A 16,357-nucleotide genomic window follows, 5' to 3' on the forward strand; every position below is an offset into this window, starting at 1 on the left:
TTAGGTTGGCAGAAGTCGTTGAGCCGAAGATGGCGTCCCTACGGCCGTCTTGGTCCAGAGCAGGCCGTCACACCACACATGTTCAACGCGTCCCCATTGGCAAGCCGCGGCAACATCCGGGAAGACGCCACGGCCGTGAACATTGGCGCTCGTATTGCAGAGCAGCGGAATGCCGGTGAGTTTCTCAAATTCGACGAGGAGCTCGGCAATCTTGTGTGAAGAGTTGCGGGAGATTGTCTGCAGTCGCGCAGAGCCGTCCAAATGGACGACGGCGGCGACCTTGTCGCGCCACTCCGTCCTAGTCTGGTGATCGAACAGCATGTACGGATCCGGCGTACCTGGGTTGAATATCTCTGGCGCCCGATCCTCTAGGCAAATCGGCGCCACCGGTCGGAAGTATTCGCGGCTCTTGATGTCGTTGACACGATCCTTCATTGCCGGCGAGGTCGCGGCCGCAAGAATGCTTCTGCCGCCCAACGCCCGCGGCCCAAGCTCCGCGCGCCCGGAAAGGAAGATCACCGGCTCGTTGTCGGCGAGAATGGCCGCAAGATCGCGCAGACTGCACGGCGCGGCCTGCCATTCTGGCGGAACCTCGCTGGCTTGCAGGGCAGGACCACTGTAGACTGACCATTCCAGTGGCACGAACCCATCTTGCGCCGCCAGCGCACTGCAAGCAGCACCGATTGCCGAGCCGCTGTCATTCGGAAATGGCGGCACCCAGACGTCATCGAACAGTCCCGTCGCGCGAAGCGCACTATTCCACTTGATGTTAAGACCGCAGCCGCCGGCTATACATAGATTCCGCGCTCCCGGAAGCGACGAATGCCGCAGCAACACCATTGCGATTTCCCGGATAAGGAGACGTTCCAGGAACACATGAAACGACGCAAGGACGTCCTCCGCTCGCTTGGCCATCAGGCGCAGTCTGCTCGCCTCGAAAAAGTCGTGCATAGTTGCGAGTGACGCTTCGGCATTGTTGATGTCTGCGCGATAGCGACGAGCCTGCTGCGTGTCCGCCGCGAAGCGCCTGTCGTAGAGCTCCTGAAACACTGCCACAATGCTTTCATCGGCAGAACCAAGCGCGACGTAGGCCATCAATTTGCCGGCGATGCCCAAGTCCGAATTGGTGCGATTCGGCCGACTGTAAGGCCCGAAGTGAAGGCCGGCGACAGCATAGGCGTGGCCAATCATCGGAAACAGGCATCCAACGAGCCGCCCCCCCTGTGGTTCAACATAGTAAAGACGTGGAGAGATCCAGCCGTCCCATACCAGACAGAACGCGGGCCTACCCGAGACGGCAAAGGGGCTGGTGCTATATGCTGAGGCAACGTGGCCGGTGACGTGCGGGTAACTCTTGTAGGGAAACACCTTGCCGCCAAGGATCAAGCCAAAACCGTCGACGCAATCAAGAAGGCCCTCAGCACGGCGCTCGACATATGGCGCCCCTTTCAGCGCGATCGGCACGGCCCCACTGAGGACCAGGAATTGCGACTCGCGCTCGCCATCCCCGCCGTCGATGACGAACTGATCAATATCACGCGGATCCAGGCCGTGCTCCGCCAATGCAAGTACAACTGCATCGAGATTATCGATGGATTGATAGCGAGGATTATTGCCGCGCTTCTCTTGCTCGGTGCAAAAGACAAGCCGCCCATCCTCGACGACAGCAATTGCCCCGTCATGTGTCAACTTGATGCCGCAGATGCGCATACGCCCCCGGCCCAACGACCGCAATTTGATTGTTTCGACGAGTTATTCGACTTCCGGAACAGAACGAGCAGGCAATCTTGGTCGACCGAACCAGTCTGGCAATGCTGACGCTCGATTCGGATAAACTCTCATTCAAGAGAGCGATCGCCGTCTCAGCAGCATGCCCCCAGCGTCGACAAGCATCACGCGCGAAGACCAGCGCGCCATTTGGCGCAAGCATGCTCACCATGACCGCCTCTCCGTTCTTTGCCGTGCGCGCTCAATCCTGTGGCATGACATCCTGCACGGTAATTCGCTGGCAGTGGGGTCCCAGCATTTCCGTGAATGCGAAGGCTGCACCTGCGACTTCAAGGGCACGCGTAACTTCCCCATTGGAACGCGACATCCGAAACATTTGCGCGTAACGCTCCTGTTCCAACGGGTTACTGTCGAGCTGCCACTGATCACCAACAGCAAGACCACGCTCGAGCAGATGATCGTTCTTGTCCAGTCTCATGGGTCGATTAACCTGTTGTTATTGGCTCGATCAATCGCCACCGCACACATTGTCAGTCGCCGGCACGCCCGAGGAACCGCGCGACCTCCGCTTGCGAATTGCTTCAACAATTTCTGCAGTAGCTGCAGCGCTCGATCCAGTGTTAGTAGCCGGGATAGTGGCCTTCTTCTCCCCTGCGCTCGGCACATTGACGAGCTTACGCGACAGCCAATCGCTGTTGCTCAATGTACAAAGCGCATAAGCCTTCAACGGAAGTAGGATAAATATATTGATGGGCGTATGGAGCGAGAAGCCGATAAAGCGCAATTCGCGGGCACGAAACGCCGCGACACTGCACCGGGTTATTGTCATTGCAGCAATTGTCAATCCCGTCCACCAGGGCACCGAATCGCCGACTGCGAGCTGTGCGAGCGCAGCCAGTGATGACAAGGCGAGGAGTAAAGGGCCGAGATTTTGTCCGACAACGTCTAGCGTGAGATAGCCATCGAGTTCGGGCAGCAGGCGCAATGCAAGAAACGTGTCCCGAAAGGTACTCCGTGCCCAACGCAGTTGCTGACGCAGATACGGCCCAAGGCTGTCGGGTACGACTGTTGCCGCGATGGCATCCGGGACATACTCGGTTCGAAACCCCGCTTTGAGCATGAGGATAGTTAGGTGGCGATCCTCGCCAAAATCGCTCGGCTTTCCGCGAAAGAGTTGCGTTTCGTATTGATCAAGCAGCAAAGCGAGGGCGGAGCGACGATACATCGCGCAGGGGCCGCAGCAGCACATGACTGCACCGAAGCGAGCCTGTGCCGCGCGCTCTTCGTTGCACGCTAGCCAGTATTCCATATCGATTAGCTTGGTCAGCCAGGTTTGGCTGCGGTTGCTCGCTATCAACTGGCCCATGGCGGCGCCGACTTCCGGCTCCTGCATCTTCAATGCAAGCTTCTTGACCACGTCAGCGGCTAGTATCGTATCCGAGTCGACGTTGAGCACCAGGTTCCCGGACGAGCTACGTATAACGGCGATCTGCGCCTTGCGCTTTCCAACGTTCTTGGCCAGCAGGATGATGCTGAATCTCGGATCGTTCGCATAGAGGTCGTGTACAGGCCCCACGACATCGCGATTTGCAGATCCGTCGTCGACCACATAGACCTGCAGTCTTCCACCGTAGTCTTGACCTGCAATCGACTCGAGACATTTGGAGAGCGTATTCGGGTCCTCGTTGAAGCAAGGCACGATGACGTCCACGCTGGGCAGAGCTACCTCGGATTGGCCCATATCGGTCTGCAGCGACGAGGTATTCGCCGGCTGAGCATAGAGCGCTTGCGCGCTCTTGTAGACAGTTGAGAGCAGCGCATAAGACGAAACGGCGACAGCGCTGGTTGTAGCGAGCAGGTCCATTTTGGGGCCAGTTTTGTTTAGTGAAGTTGAGGAAGCGGACGGATTGCAAACCCGCGCTGTTGCAGTACCGGTATCAGATGTGACAGCGCCATCACCGTCTGATCACGCAGAGTGGCATCGCTGCAGAGTCTTTCCTCACCAGGAGGATACCCGTCGTGCAGAAGTACAATTGCGCCTGGACGAACGGCCGCCAGCACTGAATTCACAATCCTATCGACGCCTGGGCGCGACCAATCTCTCGGATCGACCGACCAGTGCAGAGCTGTGAGGCCAGCGCTCGCTGTCGTAGCGAGCACCGCTTGGGTCCATAAGCCGTAGGGTGCTCGCATGTGCCTGGGCGAAGCCTGCGGGCAGGCCGAACGGATCGCCTTGCTCGCCGTTAGCACTTCATCGTGAACCACCGCTGGTTCACATCTGGAGAGATCCGGATGCGTCATCGTGTGGTTTGCAACCTCGTGTCCTTGCGCAATCATTCGTCGAATGAGTTCAGGGTGATCGGTCACGTACGTGCCGATAACGAAGAACGTCGCCGGCACCCGATGTTGCGTCAGCACATCGAGCACGTCGGGCGTGCAAAATGGATTTGGCCCATCATCAAAGGTCAAATAGACACAGCGACTTGCGCTGACGTCGGCGTAGTCGCGACGCACCGCAGACAGGGGGACGAGCTCTTTCACAACTCAGGCCCGTTCCGGTCGATGATCGTCCCGGCCGGCCACTCGCTGATCGGGCGTCCGGCCGGGAACACCACCACGAGAACGTCCTCGATCCGGACCGGCGGCAAATTGGGATACACATCTGCGTGGGTGGACCGGACGCGAATGCCGGACATGAGGGTTGCCAGCCCCTGCCTTCCAATCAGTCTGGTAAGGTGCTTCTCAAGCGCGGGCCGAACCGTACCAAAGCCGAACGGGACCCCGAGCTCCTGCAGCGCAGGATACATCACGCGCATTGAGTGGCTGATTCCAAGCCCCTCGAGATCCGGACGCACCGCATATAGTCCCAGTTCGGCCACGAGTAGATCGCGCCCGTCAATCTTGATGAAGCGGCGTAGGGCGCCGATGTGAGCAGCTACGCCGTGCGCGTCGTAACCAATTACGCGGACCTCCGGCCTTGCACCGGCCCAACTTCGGCTCCCCTCAAATGGCTGCGCATTGAACGCACCGGTCGGCCCGTAGCTTTCGCGGAAAAACTCAGCGAGCTCGGTATGGTCGCCCAGCCGCAGCTCGCTTTCCCAATGCAGGCTCCACTGCACTTGAGGGCGCGCGGAACGACTTTCCGCCGACCGAGATCCGGGAATATTCATGACGGGCTTCCCTGCACCAGTGACGTTAAGAGCGGAGGTGGTCACGTGAACAACTCGCTATCGGCTGAATCGCTGATCAATACTCGAATGCACTGACGTGGGGCGCCGGCGCCCGGCTCAGTTCGCCAGCGGCGCGGCAGAACGGCCCCCTTGGAGTGGCGCCTTGGCCAGAGAAGAGGCGATCGTGCAGTCGGCGCTGGTCATCCCAGTCAATGTCATGTCCGAGATCTGCCAGACATGCCGACGTGGCGCTTGGATTGTCCGGCACCTACCCGCATTATCAAGAGGTTCGGTCCGGTCCAGGATTGCTATCGATGCTGTGCGGTCTGATGGCGCCCCATCGATGAACGAGATCTCACCGAAAGCGATCCCGATCGGCCCCAGATCAACTTGGGTCATATGCATCTTCGACACGCTCTGAATGTGATGGACAAGCAACTATTTGGCCGGTCGCGGGTGACGTTTGGCATCCGCAATGTGCGCCTGCCTCTCGGTTCCGACACTAGGGTGAGGCGTAAGCCATCTCTAGTGTACGCGGGTAAACCGCAAATATGGAAAGGAATGGAAGACACATACGAACGTTTATCGGCAGCACGAGCGAGCGCCGTGTCAGGCCGCTCGTCGCACCGAGAAGAACAGACGTTGCTCGGATAGCGCGCCGACACCCGCCCCTAAACGGATTCGGCAGGTGCTCGCACACCCCAGCAGTCCGTTTCGGAACTCGCGTAATGGCAAGCAGCCATCGTGGTACGCCTAATCAGTTTCCAAACTGATGTTTGCTATCCAACATTCCGTTGTTTCGATAGAACTCATCCACACGATGGATAGACTCACAACATGCGATTCAAGGGACTTGATCTAAACCTTCTGGTTGCGCTCGATGCTCTGATGACCGAGCGCAACCTCACTGCGGCGGCACGGAAAATCAATCTGAGCCAGCCCGCGATGAGTGCTGCGATCGCGCGGCTGCGCATCTATTTTCGTGATGAATTGTTCACGATGAGAGGTCGCGAGCTCGTCCCAACACCCGGCGCGGAGGCGCTTGCGAGCCCTGTCCGCGAGGCCCTGCTGCATATTCAACTCTCGATCATCTCAAGGGACGCGTTTGACCCAAGTCAGTCGAACCGACGGTTCAGGATCATTCTCTCCGACTTCATGACAATCGTCTTTTTTCGGCGGATTGTGGATCGTATCGCACAGGAAGCTCCGGCAGTACGCTTCGAATTGCTACCATATTCCGATGAGCCCGATGAGCTACTCCGCCGCGGCGAGGTCGATTTTCTCATTCTGCCGGAATTGTTCATGTCGAGCGCGCATCCGAAGGCGACGTTATTTGAAGAGACTCTCGTATGCGTGGGATGCCGCTCGAACAGGCAGCTGTCAGGGCAGCTTACGTTTGATAAATACAATTCGATGGGACATGTTGCGGCCAAGTTCGGGCGGGCGCTAAGGCCCAACCTCGAGGAATGGTTTTTGCTTGAGCACGGCCTTAAGAGACGCATTGAGGTCGTTGTGCAGGGCTTCAGCCTCATTCCGCCTATACTGTTCGACACGAGCCGCATAGGGACAATGCCCTTACGGCTCGCCAGACACTTCGAAAAGCGGACGCCTCTGCGGATCGTCGAGCCACCGTTGCCGCTGCCCCAGTTCACCGAGGCCGTTCAGTGGCCAGCCTTTCACAACACGGACCCGGCAAGCATTTGGATGCGGCGGATACTGTTGGAGGAGGGATCCCACATGACATCTGCGAATCAGAAGAGCCCAGCTCGCAGGCGCTGCTAGTTTGGCCACAAGCCGCTCTCCGCACGCTGCAAATACCGTGTTCGGCCCTTTGGTCGTACTCGGCCGCTTTCTCATTTCGCCGTCTCGGGTGGCGCCCTCCTTAAGAGGCCACTCAAGCCGTCGGTCAGTCGCAAACGCCTGGCAGGCGCTGACCGTTGATGCCGCAAAATGTGATTCGGTGAGCTTGCGTGAAAGCACAGCCCCCACTATCGCGGCAACTTCTCAATAATGTTTGATTCGTCCAATCAATGTCTTGAACCCCACGCCGCGTCAGGTTGTAGGCTCGCTGCTGGGACGCGTTGCGCGGCCATCGACAGGGGCATCGGCGAACTTACGGCTCTGGCCATAGCACCAGGGCCAGCGCCAGCCGTAAATTGACCAGGTCGTGTTGCGGGGTTGCCGGAGTGTCGAAATCGATCAGCTCCGCGGCTCCCGATACACTCCAGTCGCCGGTCGTTCGCCGACCGCCCTCCGCGCCCTTCTTACGATGGCTTCCGCGAGCTTCTTTCGCGATCGCAGGATGGGAACGGATTCGTTTCAGGCGATCCGATGAGAGCGCTTCAGAGCCGCTTTCGCTACTCTAATGTACCGCAACGACACTCGCGCAGGATAAGACGATATGCGCTTCAAGGGCTTGGATCTAAATCTTCTCGTCGCGCTTGACGCTCTGATGACTGAGCGCAACCTCACTGCAGCAGCACGCAGGATCAACCTTAGTCAGCCGGCCATGAGCGCGGCCGTTGCCCGGCTGCGCTCCTATTTTCACGATGATCTGTTTACAATGAGAGGCCGCGAACTTGTCCCGACCTCACGCGCCGAAGCGCTGGCAGCTCCCGTTCGCGAGGCGCTGACGCACATTCAGCTCTCCATTATCGCTCGGAACGTGTTCGATCCAGCTCAATCAAAGCGCCGCTTCAGGATCGGCCTTTCGGATTTCATAACAGTCGTATTCTTCCGAAACGTCGTAGAGCGCGTTGCGCGAGAAGCTCCCGCCGTCAGCTTCGAACTGGCGGCGCTTGCTGATGATCACGATGAGATTCTCCGGCGCGGCGAGGCCGATTTCATCATCTTGCCGGAATTATTCATGTCGTGCGCGCATCCTAAGATGAGCCTGTTTGAGGAGAGACTCGTTTGCGTAGGCTGCGGCACGAACAGCCAGTTGCTCCGACGGCTAACATTTGATCGATATATGTCCATGGGGCACGTTGCGGTGAAACTCGGAGGTGCGCGCAAGGCCCCCATCGAGGAATGCTTTTTACTCGACCTTGGCCTCAACCGACGCATCGACATTCTCGTGCAGAGCTTCAGCATGATTCCGCCCCTGCTGGCAGGCACGACTCGCATAGGGACCATGCCATCAAGGCTCGTTAAGCATTTCCAAAGAATGGTACCCCTTCGGATTGCCGAACTCCCGCAGCCATTCCCCACATTTACCGAGGCGGTCCAATGGCCTGTCCTTCACAACAGCGATCCGGAAAGCGTCTGGATGCGAGAAATACTGTTGCAGGAGGCGGCCCGCATGGCATCTACACGTGAAGAACGCTTCATCATCAACGCTTCGGACCAAGCGGACACTGGCGCAGACTTCGCGGAGTCTGGTTCGCCGTTGTCGTAAGGACGTCCGCAGTGCGTAATCTCTATCCGGACGCATGTCTCGACGCGGCCAATTCACGCTTGTTCCAATGACACCGGTTATTGGCAGATAAACTTCGGTCAGTTTCGGCCGATGGCTATCAGCCGCTGTGCCGCTCGCATTCTATTATCCGACCGGCGCGCGAACTGCGACGCACGCGGTCGATTGCGTTGTTTGCAACTTAACCCTCAAGGACGAAGCACGACGCGCCCGCCGCCGCTCCAGCTGGGGTCTTACGCTGCACCCGGCCTCTCTCTTTGGCTCACCAGGCTCGATGCAGAACTTGGAATCAGCTTCGGACCACGCGCCGTCCACTCTCAGAATCAGTAGCTCCCAGGCGCGAGCTCGATTCGGATTAGTCGGCGTCACATCATCACCCACAGTGAGCGCTGTGCTGATCGATTGTGCAGATGGGGTACATCCCCGCAATTTCGACGCAGCATCGCGCAGCCGTGTTGCCGTATCGCATCACCTTCAAGCGCATCGCATCTTCGTCGCTCCGCGCCGCCGGTCCGACTTCTTTTGGCCCTACCGCGGCCAAACGTCTCGACGACGTGCGCGACCCTAGCGCGATGACAAACAGGAGCTGATCGTTGGAGCAATACAGCGGTGTATTTGATCCGGAAGAACTTTCCGGCTTGGGAAGTCTTTTTGATAGTGCAATCACCGCGTTGCCGCCATCGATGCGAACTCCCGATAATCGAACGGCGATCGCAAAACTCATTTTGGAGCGGACAGCGGTGAGCGAGGCTCGACTGGCATACCTGATGAACTTACTGGTCATCATTTCCCCTCAGGGTTGATCGCCCGCCATTCTAAGGATAGTCACCATCTCTTGCGCTGGAATGGAAGACGATCCAGCTAGAGCTTTGAAATAGCTTGAATCATACGTGACGTCAGGTTGTAGGCTTTGAAATTGAACAACATGAGCAAAGCTACACCACGAAGGCGTCGATGGCGCATTGGCGAACTTGCAGAGGCGACCGGAGTGACGGTACGCACGCTGCATCACTATGAACACACGGGGCTCTTAGCTGCCTCCGAACGCACCGACGGCGGCCACAGGATGTACGACCGCGAAAGCGTTCAACGGGTTCATCAGATTCGAGCGCTGCGTGAGCTTGGTTTCTCCCTTTTCGAGATCGGTAAGGCTATGGAGCCTACGACTTCACTTACGGACCTCATGCGCAAGCATTTGGAGCGGATAGAGCTTCAAGTCGCTCGTGCAACCCTGTTGCGAGATCGCTTACGCAACATGACGACGGACAGTGAAATCCAGGTAAGTGTTGATGAGCTACCCGCCACCTTGGATGCCATGTCGCGGGTCGAGACGCGTAGTCAGCCCTCCCGATGCACTTGCAAGCTGGCTGCAGATCGCGAGGAGCGGTGGCGGCGGATCCGCGATGAGCTGCGCGAATGCATGGATATGGCTGAGCATCCCTGCGGCGAGCGGGCAAAGGCCGTCGCGATCGCAGCACGCTCGCTGATCGGCGAAATAGCCGGCGCCGATTCGCGCGTTTCGACGATCCTGAAGGTGCTTGCACGGTTAAGCGCACCTCGCACTCTGGCCGGTTGGGATCCCCACCTCATGCAGTATCTCGATCTCGCCCTTGCTGGATTGGAAGACCAGCCGTACTGATTGCGGCGCCGACGGGCGGATTGTCGGACGGCCCGGTCAACATCAAAGCGCGTTGAAGCGCCGGTTGATCTGCCGGTTCTGATTCGTGCCTGCCGTTCTGCGGCCTCACTGGGCCTGTCTGCGTAGCGCGTCTTTGGCGATCCGCCCGCCTAACGCACGGCCACTTGCTGCAACTGGCGGCATGAACCCCGAATGGAGCTTGAACCGCACGTAACGTCAAATTGTAGGCTCTAGCGAGATTGAGGTCTGGCGAACTGCCGCGCATGGATTCGCTTGCCGGAAGCAACCGCATCGAGCTGCAGCTGGCTGACCGCGGCGTTGGCCGTTCACTTCATTTGAGATTGGGAGTTCTACAATGCTAAATGGGCGCTTCGCTTCGGCTGCAAGTGCAGCGCTCGTCTTCTGCGCCCTCGCCTCGACTGCGCACGCCTCCGACGTCTATATTGCCGTGGCTGGCCCAATGAGCGGGAACAGCGCTGCGTTTTGGCGCGCAAATGCGCGATGGTACGGCGGCCGCCGTCGAGGCATTGAACGCCTCGGGCCCAATACCAGATACCAAAGTGATGTTGAGCGTCGCAGACGACGCCAGCGATCCGAAGCAAGCGGTCGCAGTTGCCAATCGGCTCACAATGGACCGAGTCCAGTCAGTCGTCGGCCACTTTTGTTCCTTCTCGTCGATCCCAGGCTCCGAAGTCTACGCCGAAGCGGACAGGCGGTGGGGCGGGCCGGTTCCTTCAACGCCTCGCGAGTTGTCGTGGCACTTCGTTCAGGGGCGATCGATAACCTGATCGCGCCGCTCCGGTTCGATAGCAACAACGCGGCTCCCGCCCTTCTGGTCTATCGCTACGCGACGGGCGTGTTGAAGCCGTCGAGCAGAACTGACCGGCGCGAACGCATCGTTTCCCTAAACAGCGAATGACACAGATGATGAGACGTTCTCAAGACCTGGCAGCTGCAATAGTTGCGTCCGCCCTTGTACTGGCGGCTCTCGGAGCACTTCTTGCGTTTGCTGCAGCGCTCGCAGAGCTCCCCGATGTCGACAGGCTCGATGACGAGCTACGTCCGATGATAGACAAGTAGTACCGTGCCAACCCTCATTGTTTGCGAGTCTTTTAAGCAACGGCCTGGTCGCTTAATGGTTGGCCGCCCTGATCGATGGGCTTGTTGGCCAAATGAGCCCTCCATTCACCCTGCAGCATTTGATTGGCGCTGTCGGGAGGTGCTGGCCGTTATCCTTTCAACCGCCGTAGCCGCGAAAATCGATTTTCGGCAACAGTCCAGCCTATGGAGCTCCCGTGCTGACAAGTGCCCCTGCCCTGCGCCCCACGTTGCGCCAGACGCTGCGTCGTTTACGTCCTCTCGCGCTAATTCGAGCTGCGCAAGTTTTTCGTTATGCCCTTCCGCCAGACAGTTTTCTGCGCGAATTGCGGCTTCGACGTCAATGGAAACCCCTTCTCGCTGCCGAGCGCCGCAACGCACAACTCACCCAGCGCTGCGCTCAAATCGCAAGGCACACATACAGACCAAGACTTCACCATGTGGCACGCACTCATCAAGCCGAGCATGTTGACGCGCCAATCGAGTGCTTTGGCAAGATCCGGAATACCTTCAACATCGGCGACGGGATCCTGACGCATCGTTCAGCTATCGACGACAAGGGTTCGCCTAACGGGCCTCTAGGGCAGATCGATGAAGCCCATTTGGCCCCAGTCGGATCGTCTGCGGCCCCCTCCAACCCGCGCTCGGCAGATGACCAATCATTCCGCGCTTCCTCCAGCTGGAATGCAAGCTCCCCCCTAACAGGGGCTGTCAAATGAAGCGGCCACGATTCACGGAAGAGCAGATCGTCGCGATCTTGAGGGAGCATCAGGCTGGGGCGAAAGCAACTGACCTGGCTCGCAAACACGGGACCGCAGAAGCGGCCATCCATAATTGGAACGCCAGGTTTGGCGGCATGGACGTTCCTGCGGCCAAGCGATTGAAGGACTTGGAGCAGGAGAACGCGATGCTAAAGATGCTTCTGGTCACGCACATGCTCGATGTCGCGGAGCTTCGCGAACTGCTTTCAAAGTAGCGAAGCGACCATCTCCCGGCCGCTTGGTGTCAGGCGCCTCGCGCAGCCAGAGAGGGCAAATTCAAAAGAGTCACTGTGAACAGAGGCCTCATCAGCGCCCACATCAGCCGACCTGGATCGCGAGCAATCGCCCGGAGCCGGCGGCGTGGGCTGCTGCAAACGGCGCCAATCTGGCGTGCGCAGGCCACTCCTCTGCTGTCCGAAACATGACAGATGCGTTCCGCTCTCATCTGGCGCATAAGACCGCCGCGGACGATCGGATGCCATTTCTCGGCTTGCTGCGCATGGTCGTAGTTGCACAGTCTGACAAAGATGCCCGCGCGGCCGCGGAAGCCGCTTATCAACGATGGCTAAGGAGCTTTAGATTCCTTTACGAATTGAATGCCGACACCGCCTAACTTGCCGCTGACCTTCGATGCAGCGCTTGAAGCGAACTGTGCGTTGTCGGAACGCCAGCTTCCATCCGACAGCTCCTCCTTAACCAGATCGAGGAGGCGGGCGCCAACTAATATCTACTATGCCAGCTTGCATTCGGGAACCTTCCGTTGGAGGTTTCGCTGTACACAGCAACCACAATCCAATCCGAGATCATGCCTGGCTTTGGCTGAAACGTTCGATCCGATTTTGCTACCTGCGTTCAGCGCCGCAACGCTATGTGCCATGATCGGCCGCCCTGCCGACAATGCCGATATCCGCCTGCCATCACGCTCGCTGCCTTGCCCAACATGGGGTCCTCGGACCAATAGAGCATGCTCGAGCACCTGGAGCAGCACCGGGTCAGCCCCGCGGCCCGTCTCATCGGCTCGTGGACCGCGCGAGAATCCAGCGTCATTCAGAAAGGTCAATGACTCCTCGCCCGGGCTATCCGCGAACTGGATGGATCCCATCAAAACTTTCGATTTTACCGGATTTAGCCAAATACCCCATAAGTCGATCGCGATTTCCGGAAAGCACCTTTCACGAATGTCGTGTGGCCATGGATCCCTTTTGCCTTCAGCACAGTCGCAGGTCAGTTCAAGCCACCCCGACCTGGATCCACAAAGATACTTTCGATTCGTCCAAATCGACGCACGTGCGGACCATTTTTAGTCTGTCCCCTGATCGCCGCGTGCGGCGCGTAGTCATCAACCGCGTCCTCGCTGATACCCTGGCCATCACCCCAAAGGCGTTTCAGACGATCGGCGTTCGCGCACTTCCAGTGGCCTCGGTAAATGCGTACGTCGTTTAGAATTCGGCCAGGCGAACCGTCCTCCTCGCCGGAGCTTGGACTTTTCGCCCTGACCAGGTCGGCAGCGCCGTCAATCTGGCGGCTGCAAGCGAGGCCGTGCTGGCAGGTCTGTACCTGCCCCGATTGCAAGATACGTGTCCGACGGCCCGGACGAGGACCCGATCTGCGACGACATGGACAGATCAACTTCGCCAACTTGCCGTCCACTCTGCAACGTCGTGTGACCATAAATCCTCACTGCGCTCGCTTGCTGAGCCCTGCTCGGTCGGCGCGGGCCAGATCTACGCTCTACAAACCTGCACGATGCTCATCCGGCTTTATCCGCGGTTGTCGATCAACTTTCGACGGGGGCGAGCGCTCTTTGAGTTTCCGGCAAGCATCACACCATCATCTAAGCAATTGGCGCAGCTGGGCGAGCTGCCGAGTTCCCATCTGTTCGCGGGCTCCTTTTCCCCGCCTAGCCGCACGCTCACTGTGCCGAGCATTTAACGATCTGAGCGTGGCAGCCCAGACGATTGTGGCGGAAGATCGCTCTGCAATCCCCGATGAGCCCAATTGGCTCTCGGCGGCTATGCCGGGCGGCGTCTCACAGCACATCCGCGGGCTGCTCGGCTTAAGTCGTAAGTCGCAGTCATGGCCCGCAGGCCCTGCCATTGTACGGCGTCGAGCGAGCGCGACGATCGCCTCAATGAACACGCAGCTGGGACGGAGACATTCCTTGTCGCGCCGCACCTGCCGGCTCTCGCGGACCGCGAAACGCAACACACACCATCAGGTACTTTACATTCACTTCACCACCAGGAGCACATCGTGGAACTTGCCCCCTCCAATTCCCGCGTACAGAATCTTAAGGATCGGATCGACCTGCAACTGACCATCCTCGCCACTCTCGTAGGCGAGGATGGTGACGCGCTTGACGCGATCCGACTGCTCAACGCACTCACAAATGAAATGATCACGGCAGAGCTGGAGCTCGGCCAGCTCGGCGAGACAAGAACAAGCAATCATGACGGCGGCGCTCGCACCACGCACATGTCCGGGGACCGCGGCGCTTATTACCCGGAAGACCTTCTCGTTTTGGGACGCCTGTTCGATCAAGCCGTCGATGCCTTGCCGGCCAACCTACGAACTCCGGCCAACCAGATGAAGATCGCGAAACTCATTTTCTCGCGTGCCGCGGAGTGAGATTTCGTTGACGGATTGATGTGGAGAGCGCTTTTCCTGGCCGAACAACGCCGGCTGCGATGGTACGAACAGAGTATCATAGCGAAGCGCAGCATCCAACGAGCTAACCTGGCATGCGGGCGCCGCCTCCATTACGCCGTCTGCGACTGATTCATTAGCTATCGCGGTCGGATCGGGTACGTCGTACAACACGCATTTGCACTGCAACAACCCAGTTTGATTTCGCTCCTTAGTTCAACTTTTGCTCTTGCTTCGGGACCTCATGGCTCTGCTACCGCCGTGCGGAAGCCGGATAACGAGAAAGCACAGGCCGCCCGGGTGCGAGACACTCACAATGACTGCCAACTCGGCCTAACCTTCGTTTCGTGTATAGTGGTTAGGCCGTTGTTGCGGCAATATCCCCTTATGTGCTGACAACGAACTTCACTCGAACCCTTCTGGGGACGGCGGCGCACGGTCGTGTCCCCAGTGATGGTGTAGCTCGGTAGAGCAAAGCCGCCCGGTACGCGCGCCTCAAATAGCGCCGTAGCGGGCGGGCGGCTTTGCGGTGGTCACCGGCGATTCGCCGGTAGGATCGGGTTGCGACACGCCAACGCAACCGAGGAACCACCGATGACCGACGATATGATGGACCTGCGCACGCTCGTGGAGAAGAGTACGCATACGACGAGGACCGCGTGATGGACGCATGCGCGCGGGTACGGCGAGCTCTATGATGGCGTTGCGTGAAGGTCAGGCGGCCTGCTGATCGGCGGGCTTGTCGGCTTGGCGCAGGAGCTTCCATTCCCAGGGCAGCAATTCGTGCAGACGCGATGCGGGAAGATCGGCGATACGGGCGAGGACGTCGGCGAGCCAGGCTTTCGGATCGACGTCGTTGAGACGACAGGTCGTGATCATCGTCAGCATGATGGCGGCACGGTCGGCACCACGCTGGCTGCCGGCGAAGGTCCAGTTGCGCCTTCCCAAGGCGATGCCTCTCAATGCGCGCTCAGCACAATTGTTGGTCAAGCAGATCCTGCCATCGTCGAGGAAGCGGGCGAAGTCGTCCCAGCGCCTGAGCATGTAATTCATAGGCTTCAGGACCTCGGAGGAGCGAGAGAGGGTTTCGCGCTCACGCAGCAACCAGGCGTGCATGTCCCCGAGGAGCGGCTTGCTCTTTTCCTGGCGCACGGCGCGCCGCTCTTCGGCGCCGCAGCCGTTAATGGCGCGCTCGATCTCGAACAACACATCCAGGCGCCTGACCGCCTCCAGCGCGATCGGAGAGACCGGTTTACCTCTCTTGCCTTCCCGGGCATTCTTCTCGATGTCAGCCAGCTCGAAGAAGCCCCGCCGCGCATGGGCGAAGCAAAACGCCGGCGTAATCGGCAGCACCTTCTTCTGCGGGTCGAACAGTGGCTCGAAGCCGTTGTAGCAATCGGCTTGCAGGATGCCGGCGAAGGCGGCCAGATGCTTCTGCGGATGCTCGCCTCGTCGGTCGCTCGAGGCGTAATAGACCGCCGCCGGCGGCGCAGGCCCGGCAAAGGGCCGGTTATCCCGCACATAAGTCCAGATCCGCCCGGTCGTGCACTTGCCCTTCGCCAGGATACGGATGGTGGTGTCATCGCCATGAAGGCGCTCAGCAGCGAGCACATGGCGTTCGATCAAGTGGAAGAGTGGCATGACGGCGAAGGTCCCGTGGCCGACCTGGTCGGCCAGCGTCGACAGCGGCAAATCGATCCTCTCGGCCTTAAAGCGCGCACTCTGGCGGTTGAGCGGGATATGCATGCCGAACTTGTCGAACAGGATCGTCGCCAAGAGCTGGCGCCGGTTGTTTGGACAGCGCCCCGCGGGATTTAAGTGGATTCCTGCCGGGTTATGCTGAACGCGGGGCCTTACGATTTTGTCGTTGCGTCGGGAGGGCGTAGCCCGACCAGAGCGA

At 59.0% G+C, this 16,357-nt stretch carries 14 protein-coding genes and 3 pseudogenes; 9 read left to right on the forward strand and 8 right to left on the reverse strand.

All coding sequences use genetic code 11. The annotated features are described in order from the left end of the window. From nodU to HAP48_RS06225, 6 genes are read right to left on the reverse strand one after another with little or no spacing between them, the layout of a single operon-like run. Entirely contained in the window at window positions 1-1,710 is a 1,710-nt protein-coding gene (nodU, locus tag HAP48_RS06205) for a nodulation protein NodU (protein ID WP_166216862.1), read from the reverse strand. Beyond that, window positions 1,679-1,939: an SAM-dependent methyltransferase gene (locus HAP48_RS50420; protein WP_338028980.1), complete on the reverse strand. Its 261-nt coding sequence runs from the start codon at window positions 1,937-1,939 to the stop codon at window positions 1,679-1,681. Before HAP48_RS50420 ends, nodU begins: the two co-directional genes overlap by 32 nt. Before the next feature lie 30 nt (window positions 1,940-1,969). Further along, on the reverse strand, window positions 1,970-2,206 hold the full coding sequence (locus tag HAP48_RS50425) for an SAM-dependent methyltransferase (RefSeq protein ID WP_051346709.1): 237 nt from the start codon (window positions 2,204-2,206) through the stop codon (window positions 1,970-1,972). Between the two features lie 30 nt (window positions 2,207-2,236). Then, on the reverse strand, window positions 2,237-3,592 hold the full coding sequence (nodC, locus tag HAP48_RS06215; RefSeq protein ID WP_166214457.1) for a chitooligosaccharide synthase NodC: 1,356 nt from the start codon (window positions 3,590-3,592) through the stop codon (window positions 2,237-2,239). 17 nt (window positions 3,593-3,609) lie between these two features. Then, on the reverse strand, window positions 3,610-4,269 hold the full coding sequence (gene nodB / locus HAP48_RS06220) for a chitooligosaccharide deacetylase NodB (protein ID WP_084518718.1): 660 nt from the start codon (window positions 4,267-4,269) through the stop codon (window positions 3,610-3,612). Beyond that, a complete protein-coding gene (locus tag HAP48_RS06225; protein ID WP_029084503.1) occupies window positions 4,266-4,898 on the reverse strand; it encodes a NodA family N-acyltransferase in 633 nt (210 codons plus the stop codon). Before HAP48_RS06225 ends, nodB begins: the two co-directional genes overlap by 4 nt. Window positions 4,899-5,735: 837 nt before the next feature. Here HAP48_RS06225 and nodD1 point away from each other — a divergent pair. The 6 genes from nodD1 to HAP48_RS06255 all read left to right on the forward strand — a co-directional run bounded on the left by nodD1 (window position 5,736) and on the right by HAP48_RS06255 (window position 10,871). After that, window positions 5,736-6,680, forward strand: a complete 945-nt coding sequence (nodD1, locus tag HAP48_RS06230) for a transcriptional regulator NodD1 (RefSeq protein ID WP_029084501.1) — start codon at window positions 5,736-5,738, stop codon at window positions 6,678-6,680. Window positions 6,681-7,299: 619 nt separating this feature from the next. After that, window positions 7,300-8,295, forward strand: coding sequence for a LysR family transcriptional regulator (locus HAP48_RS06235; protein ID WP_165125947.1), 996 nt, complete (start codon window positions 7,300-7,302; stop codon window positions 8,293-8,295). Between the two features lie 611 nt (window positions 8,296-8,906). Further along, window positions 8,907-9,116, forward strand: coding sequence for a hypothetical protein (locus HAP48_RS06240; protein WP_084518717.1), 210 nt, complete (start codon window positions 8,907-8,909; stop codon window positions 9,114-9,116). A gap of 122 nt (window positions 9,117-9,238) precedes the next feature. Continuing rightward, window positions 9,239-9,952: a MerR family transcriptional regulator gene (locus tag HAP48_RS06245; protein WP_175612437.1), complete on the forward strand. Its 714-nt coding sequence runs from the start codon at window positions 9,239-9,241 to the stop codon at window positions 9,950-9,952. A gap of 494 nt (window positions 9,953-10,446) precedes the next feature. Continuing rightward, complete coding sequence (locus HAP48_RS06250) at window positions 10,447-10,740, forward strand: ABC transporter substrate-binding protein (protein WP_029084498.1); 294 nt, start codon at window positions 10,447-10,449, stop codon at window positions 10,738-10,740. After that, window positions 10,707-10,871, forward strand: coding sequence for a hypothetical protein (locus HAP48_RS06255; protein WP_165123006.1), 165 nt, complete (start codon window positions 10,707-10,709; stop codon window positions 10,869-10,871). The genes HAP48_RS06250 and HAP48_RS06255 overlap by 34 nt, the downstream gene beginning before the upstream one ends. Window positions 10,872-11,316: 445 nt before the next feature. Here HAP48_RS06255 and HAP48_RS06260 read toward each other — a convergent pair whose 3' ends face one another. Then, a complete protein-coding gene (locus tag HAP48_RS06260; RefSeq protein WP_035978067.1) occupies window positions 11,317-11,589 on the reverse strand; it encodes a hypothetical protein in 273 nt (90 codons plus the stop codon). Window positions 11,590-11,765: 176 nt separating this feature from the next. On the opposite strand from HAP48_RS06260, the pseudogene HAP48_RS06265 reads away from it, so the two are divergent. The 3 genes and pseudogenes from HAP48_RS06265 to HAP48_RS06275 all read left to right on the forward strand — a co-directional run. Beyond that, a pseudogene (locus HAP48_RS06265) lies at window positions 11,766-12,023 on the forward strand (transposase); the annotation flags it as partial. Continuing rightward, window positions 11,930-12,634: pseudogene (locus HAP48_RS06270) on the forward strand (LLM class flavin-dependent oxidoreductase). The pseudogenes HAP48_RS06265 and HAP48_RS06270, both read left to right, overlap by 94 nt. Window positions 12,635-14,064: 1,430 nt before the next feature. Beyond that, complete coding sequence (locus HAP48_RS06275) at window positions 14,065-14,439, forward strand: hypothetical protein (protein WP_029084494.1); 375 nt, start codon at window positions 14,065-14,067, stop codon at window positions 14,437-14,439. 732 nt (window positions 14,440-15,171) lie between these two features. On the opposite strand, the pseudogene tnpC reads toward HAP48_RS06275, so the two are convergent. Then, window positions 15,172-16,236, reverse strand: a pseudogene (gene tnpC, locus HAP48_RS06280) (IS66 family transposase); the annotation flags it as partial. Between the last annotated feature and the right edge of the window lie 121 nt (window positions 16,237-16,357).

It is taken from the genome of Bradyrhizobium septentrionale (assembly GCF_011516645.4).
In the GTDB taxonomy this organism is placed as follows: Bacteria; Pseudomonadota; Alphaproteobacteria; order Rhizobiales; family Xanthobacteraceae; genus Bradyrhizobium; species Bradyrhizobium septentrionale.

Bases quoted from the DNA above. Each gene is read 5' to 3' on its own strand.
- nodU (WP_166216862.1), bottom strand. From the start codon at position 1,710: ATGCGCATCTGCGGCATCAAGTTGACACATGACGGGGCAATTGCTGTC.
- HAP48_RS50420 (WP_338028980.1), bottom strand. From the start codon at position 1,939: ATGGTGAGCATGCTTGCGCCAAATGGCGCGCTGGTCTTCGCGCGTGAT.
- HAP48_RS50425 (WP_051346709.1), bottom strand. From the start codon at position 2,206: ATGAGACTGGACAAGAACGATCATCTGCTCGAGCGTGGTCTTGCTGTT.
- nodC (WP_166214457.1), bottom strand. From the start codon at position 3,592: ATGGACCTGCTCGCTACAACCAGCGCTGTCGCCGTTTCGTCTTATGCG.
- HAP48_RS06225 (WP_029084503.1), bottom strand. From the start codon at position 4,898: ATGAATATTCCCGGATCTCGGTCGGCGGAAAGTCGTTCCGCGCGCCCT.
- nodD1 (WP_029084501.1), top strand. From the start codon at position 5,736: ATGCGATTCAAGGGACTTGATCTAAACCTTCTGGTTGCGCTCGATGCT.
- HAP48_RS06235 (WP_165125947.1), top strand. From the start codon at position 7,300: ATGCGCTTCAAGGGCTTGGATCTAAATCTTCTCGTCGCGCTTGACGCT.
- HAP48_RS06245 (WP_175612437.1), top strand. From the start codon at position 9,239: ATGAGCAAAGCTACACCACGAAGGCGTCGATGGCGCATTGGCGAACTT.
- HAP48_RS06250 (WP_029084498.1), top strand. From the start codon at position 10,447: ATGCGCGATGGTACGGCGGCCGCCGTCGAGGCATTGAACGCCTCGGGC.
- HAP48_RS06260 (WP_035978067.1), bottom strand. From the start codon at position 11,589: ATGCGTCAGGATCCCGTCGCCGATGTTGAAGGTATTCCGGATCTTGCC.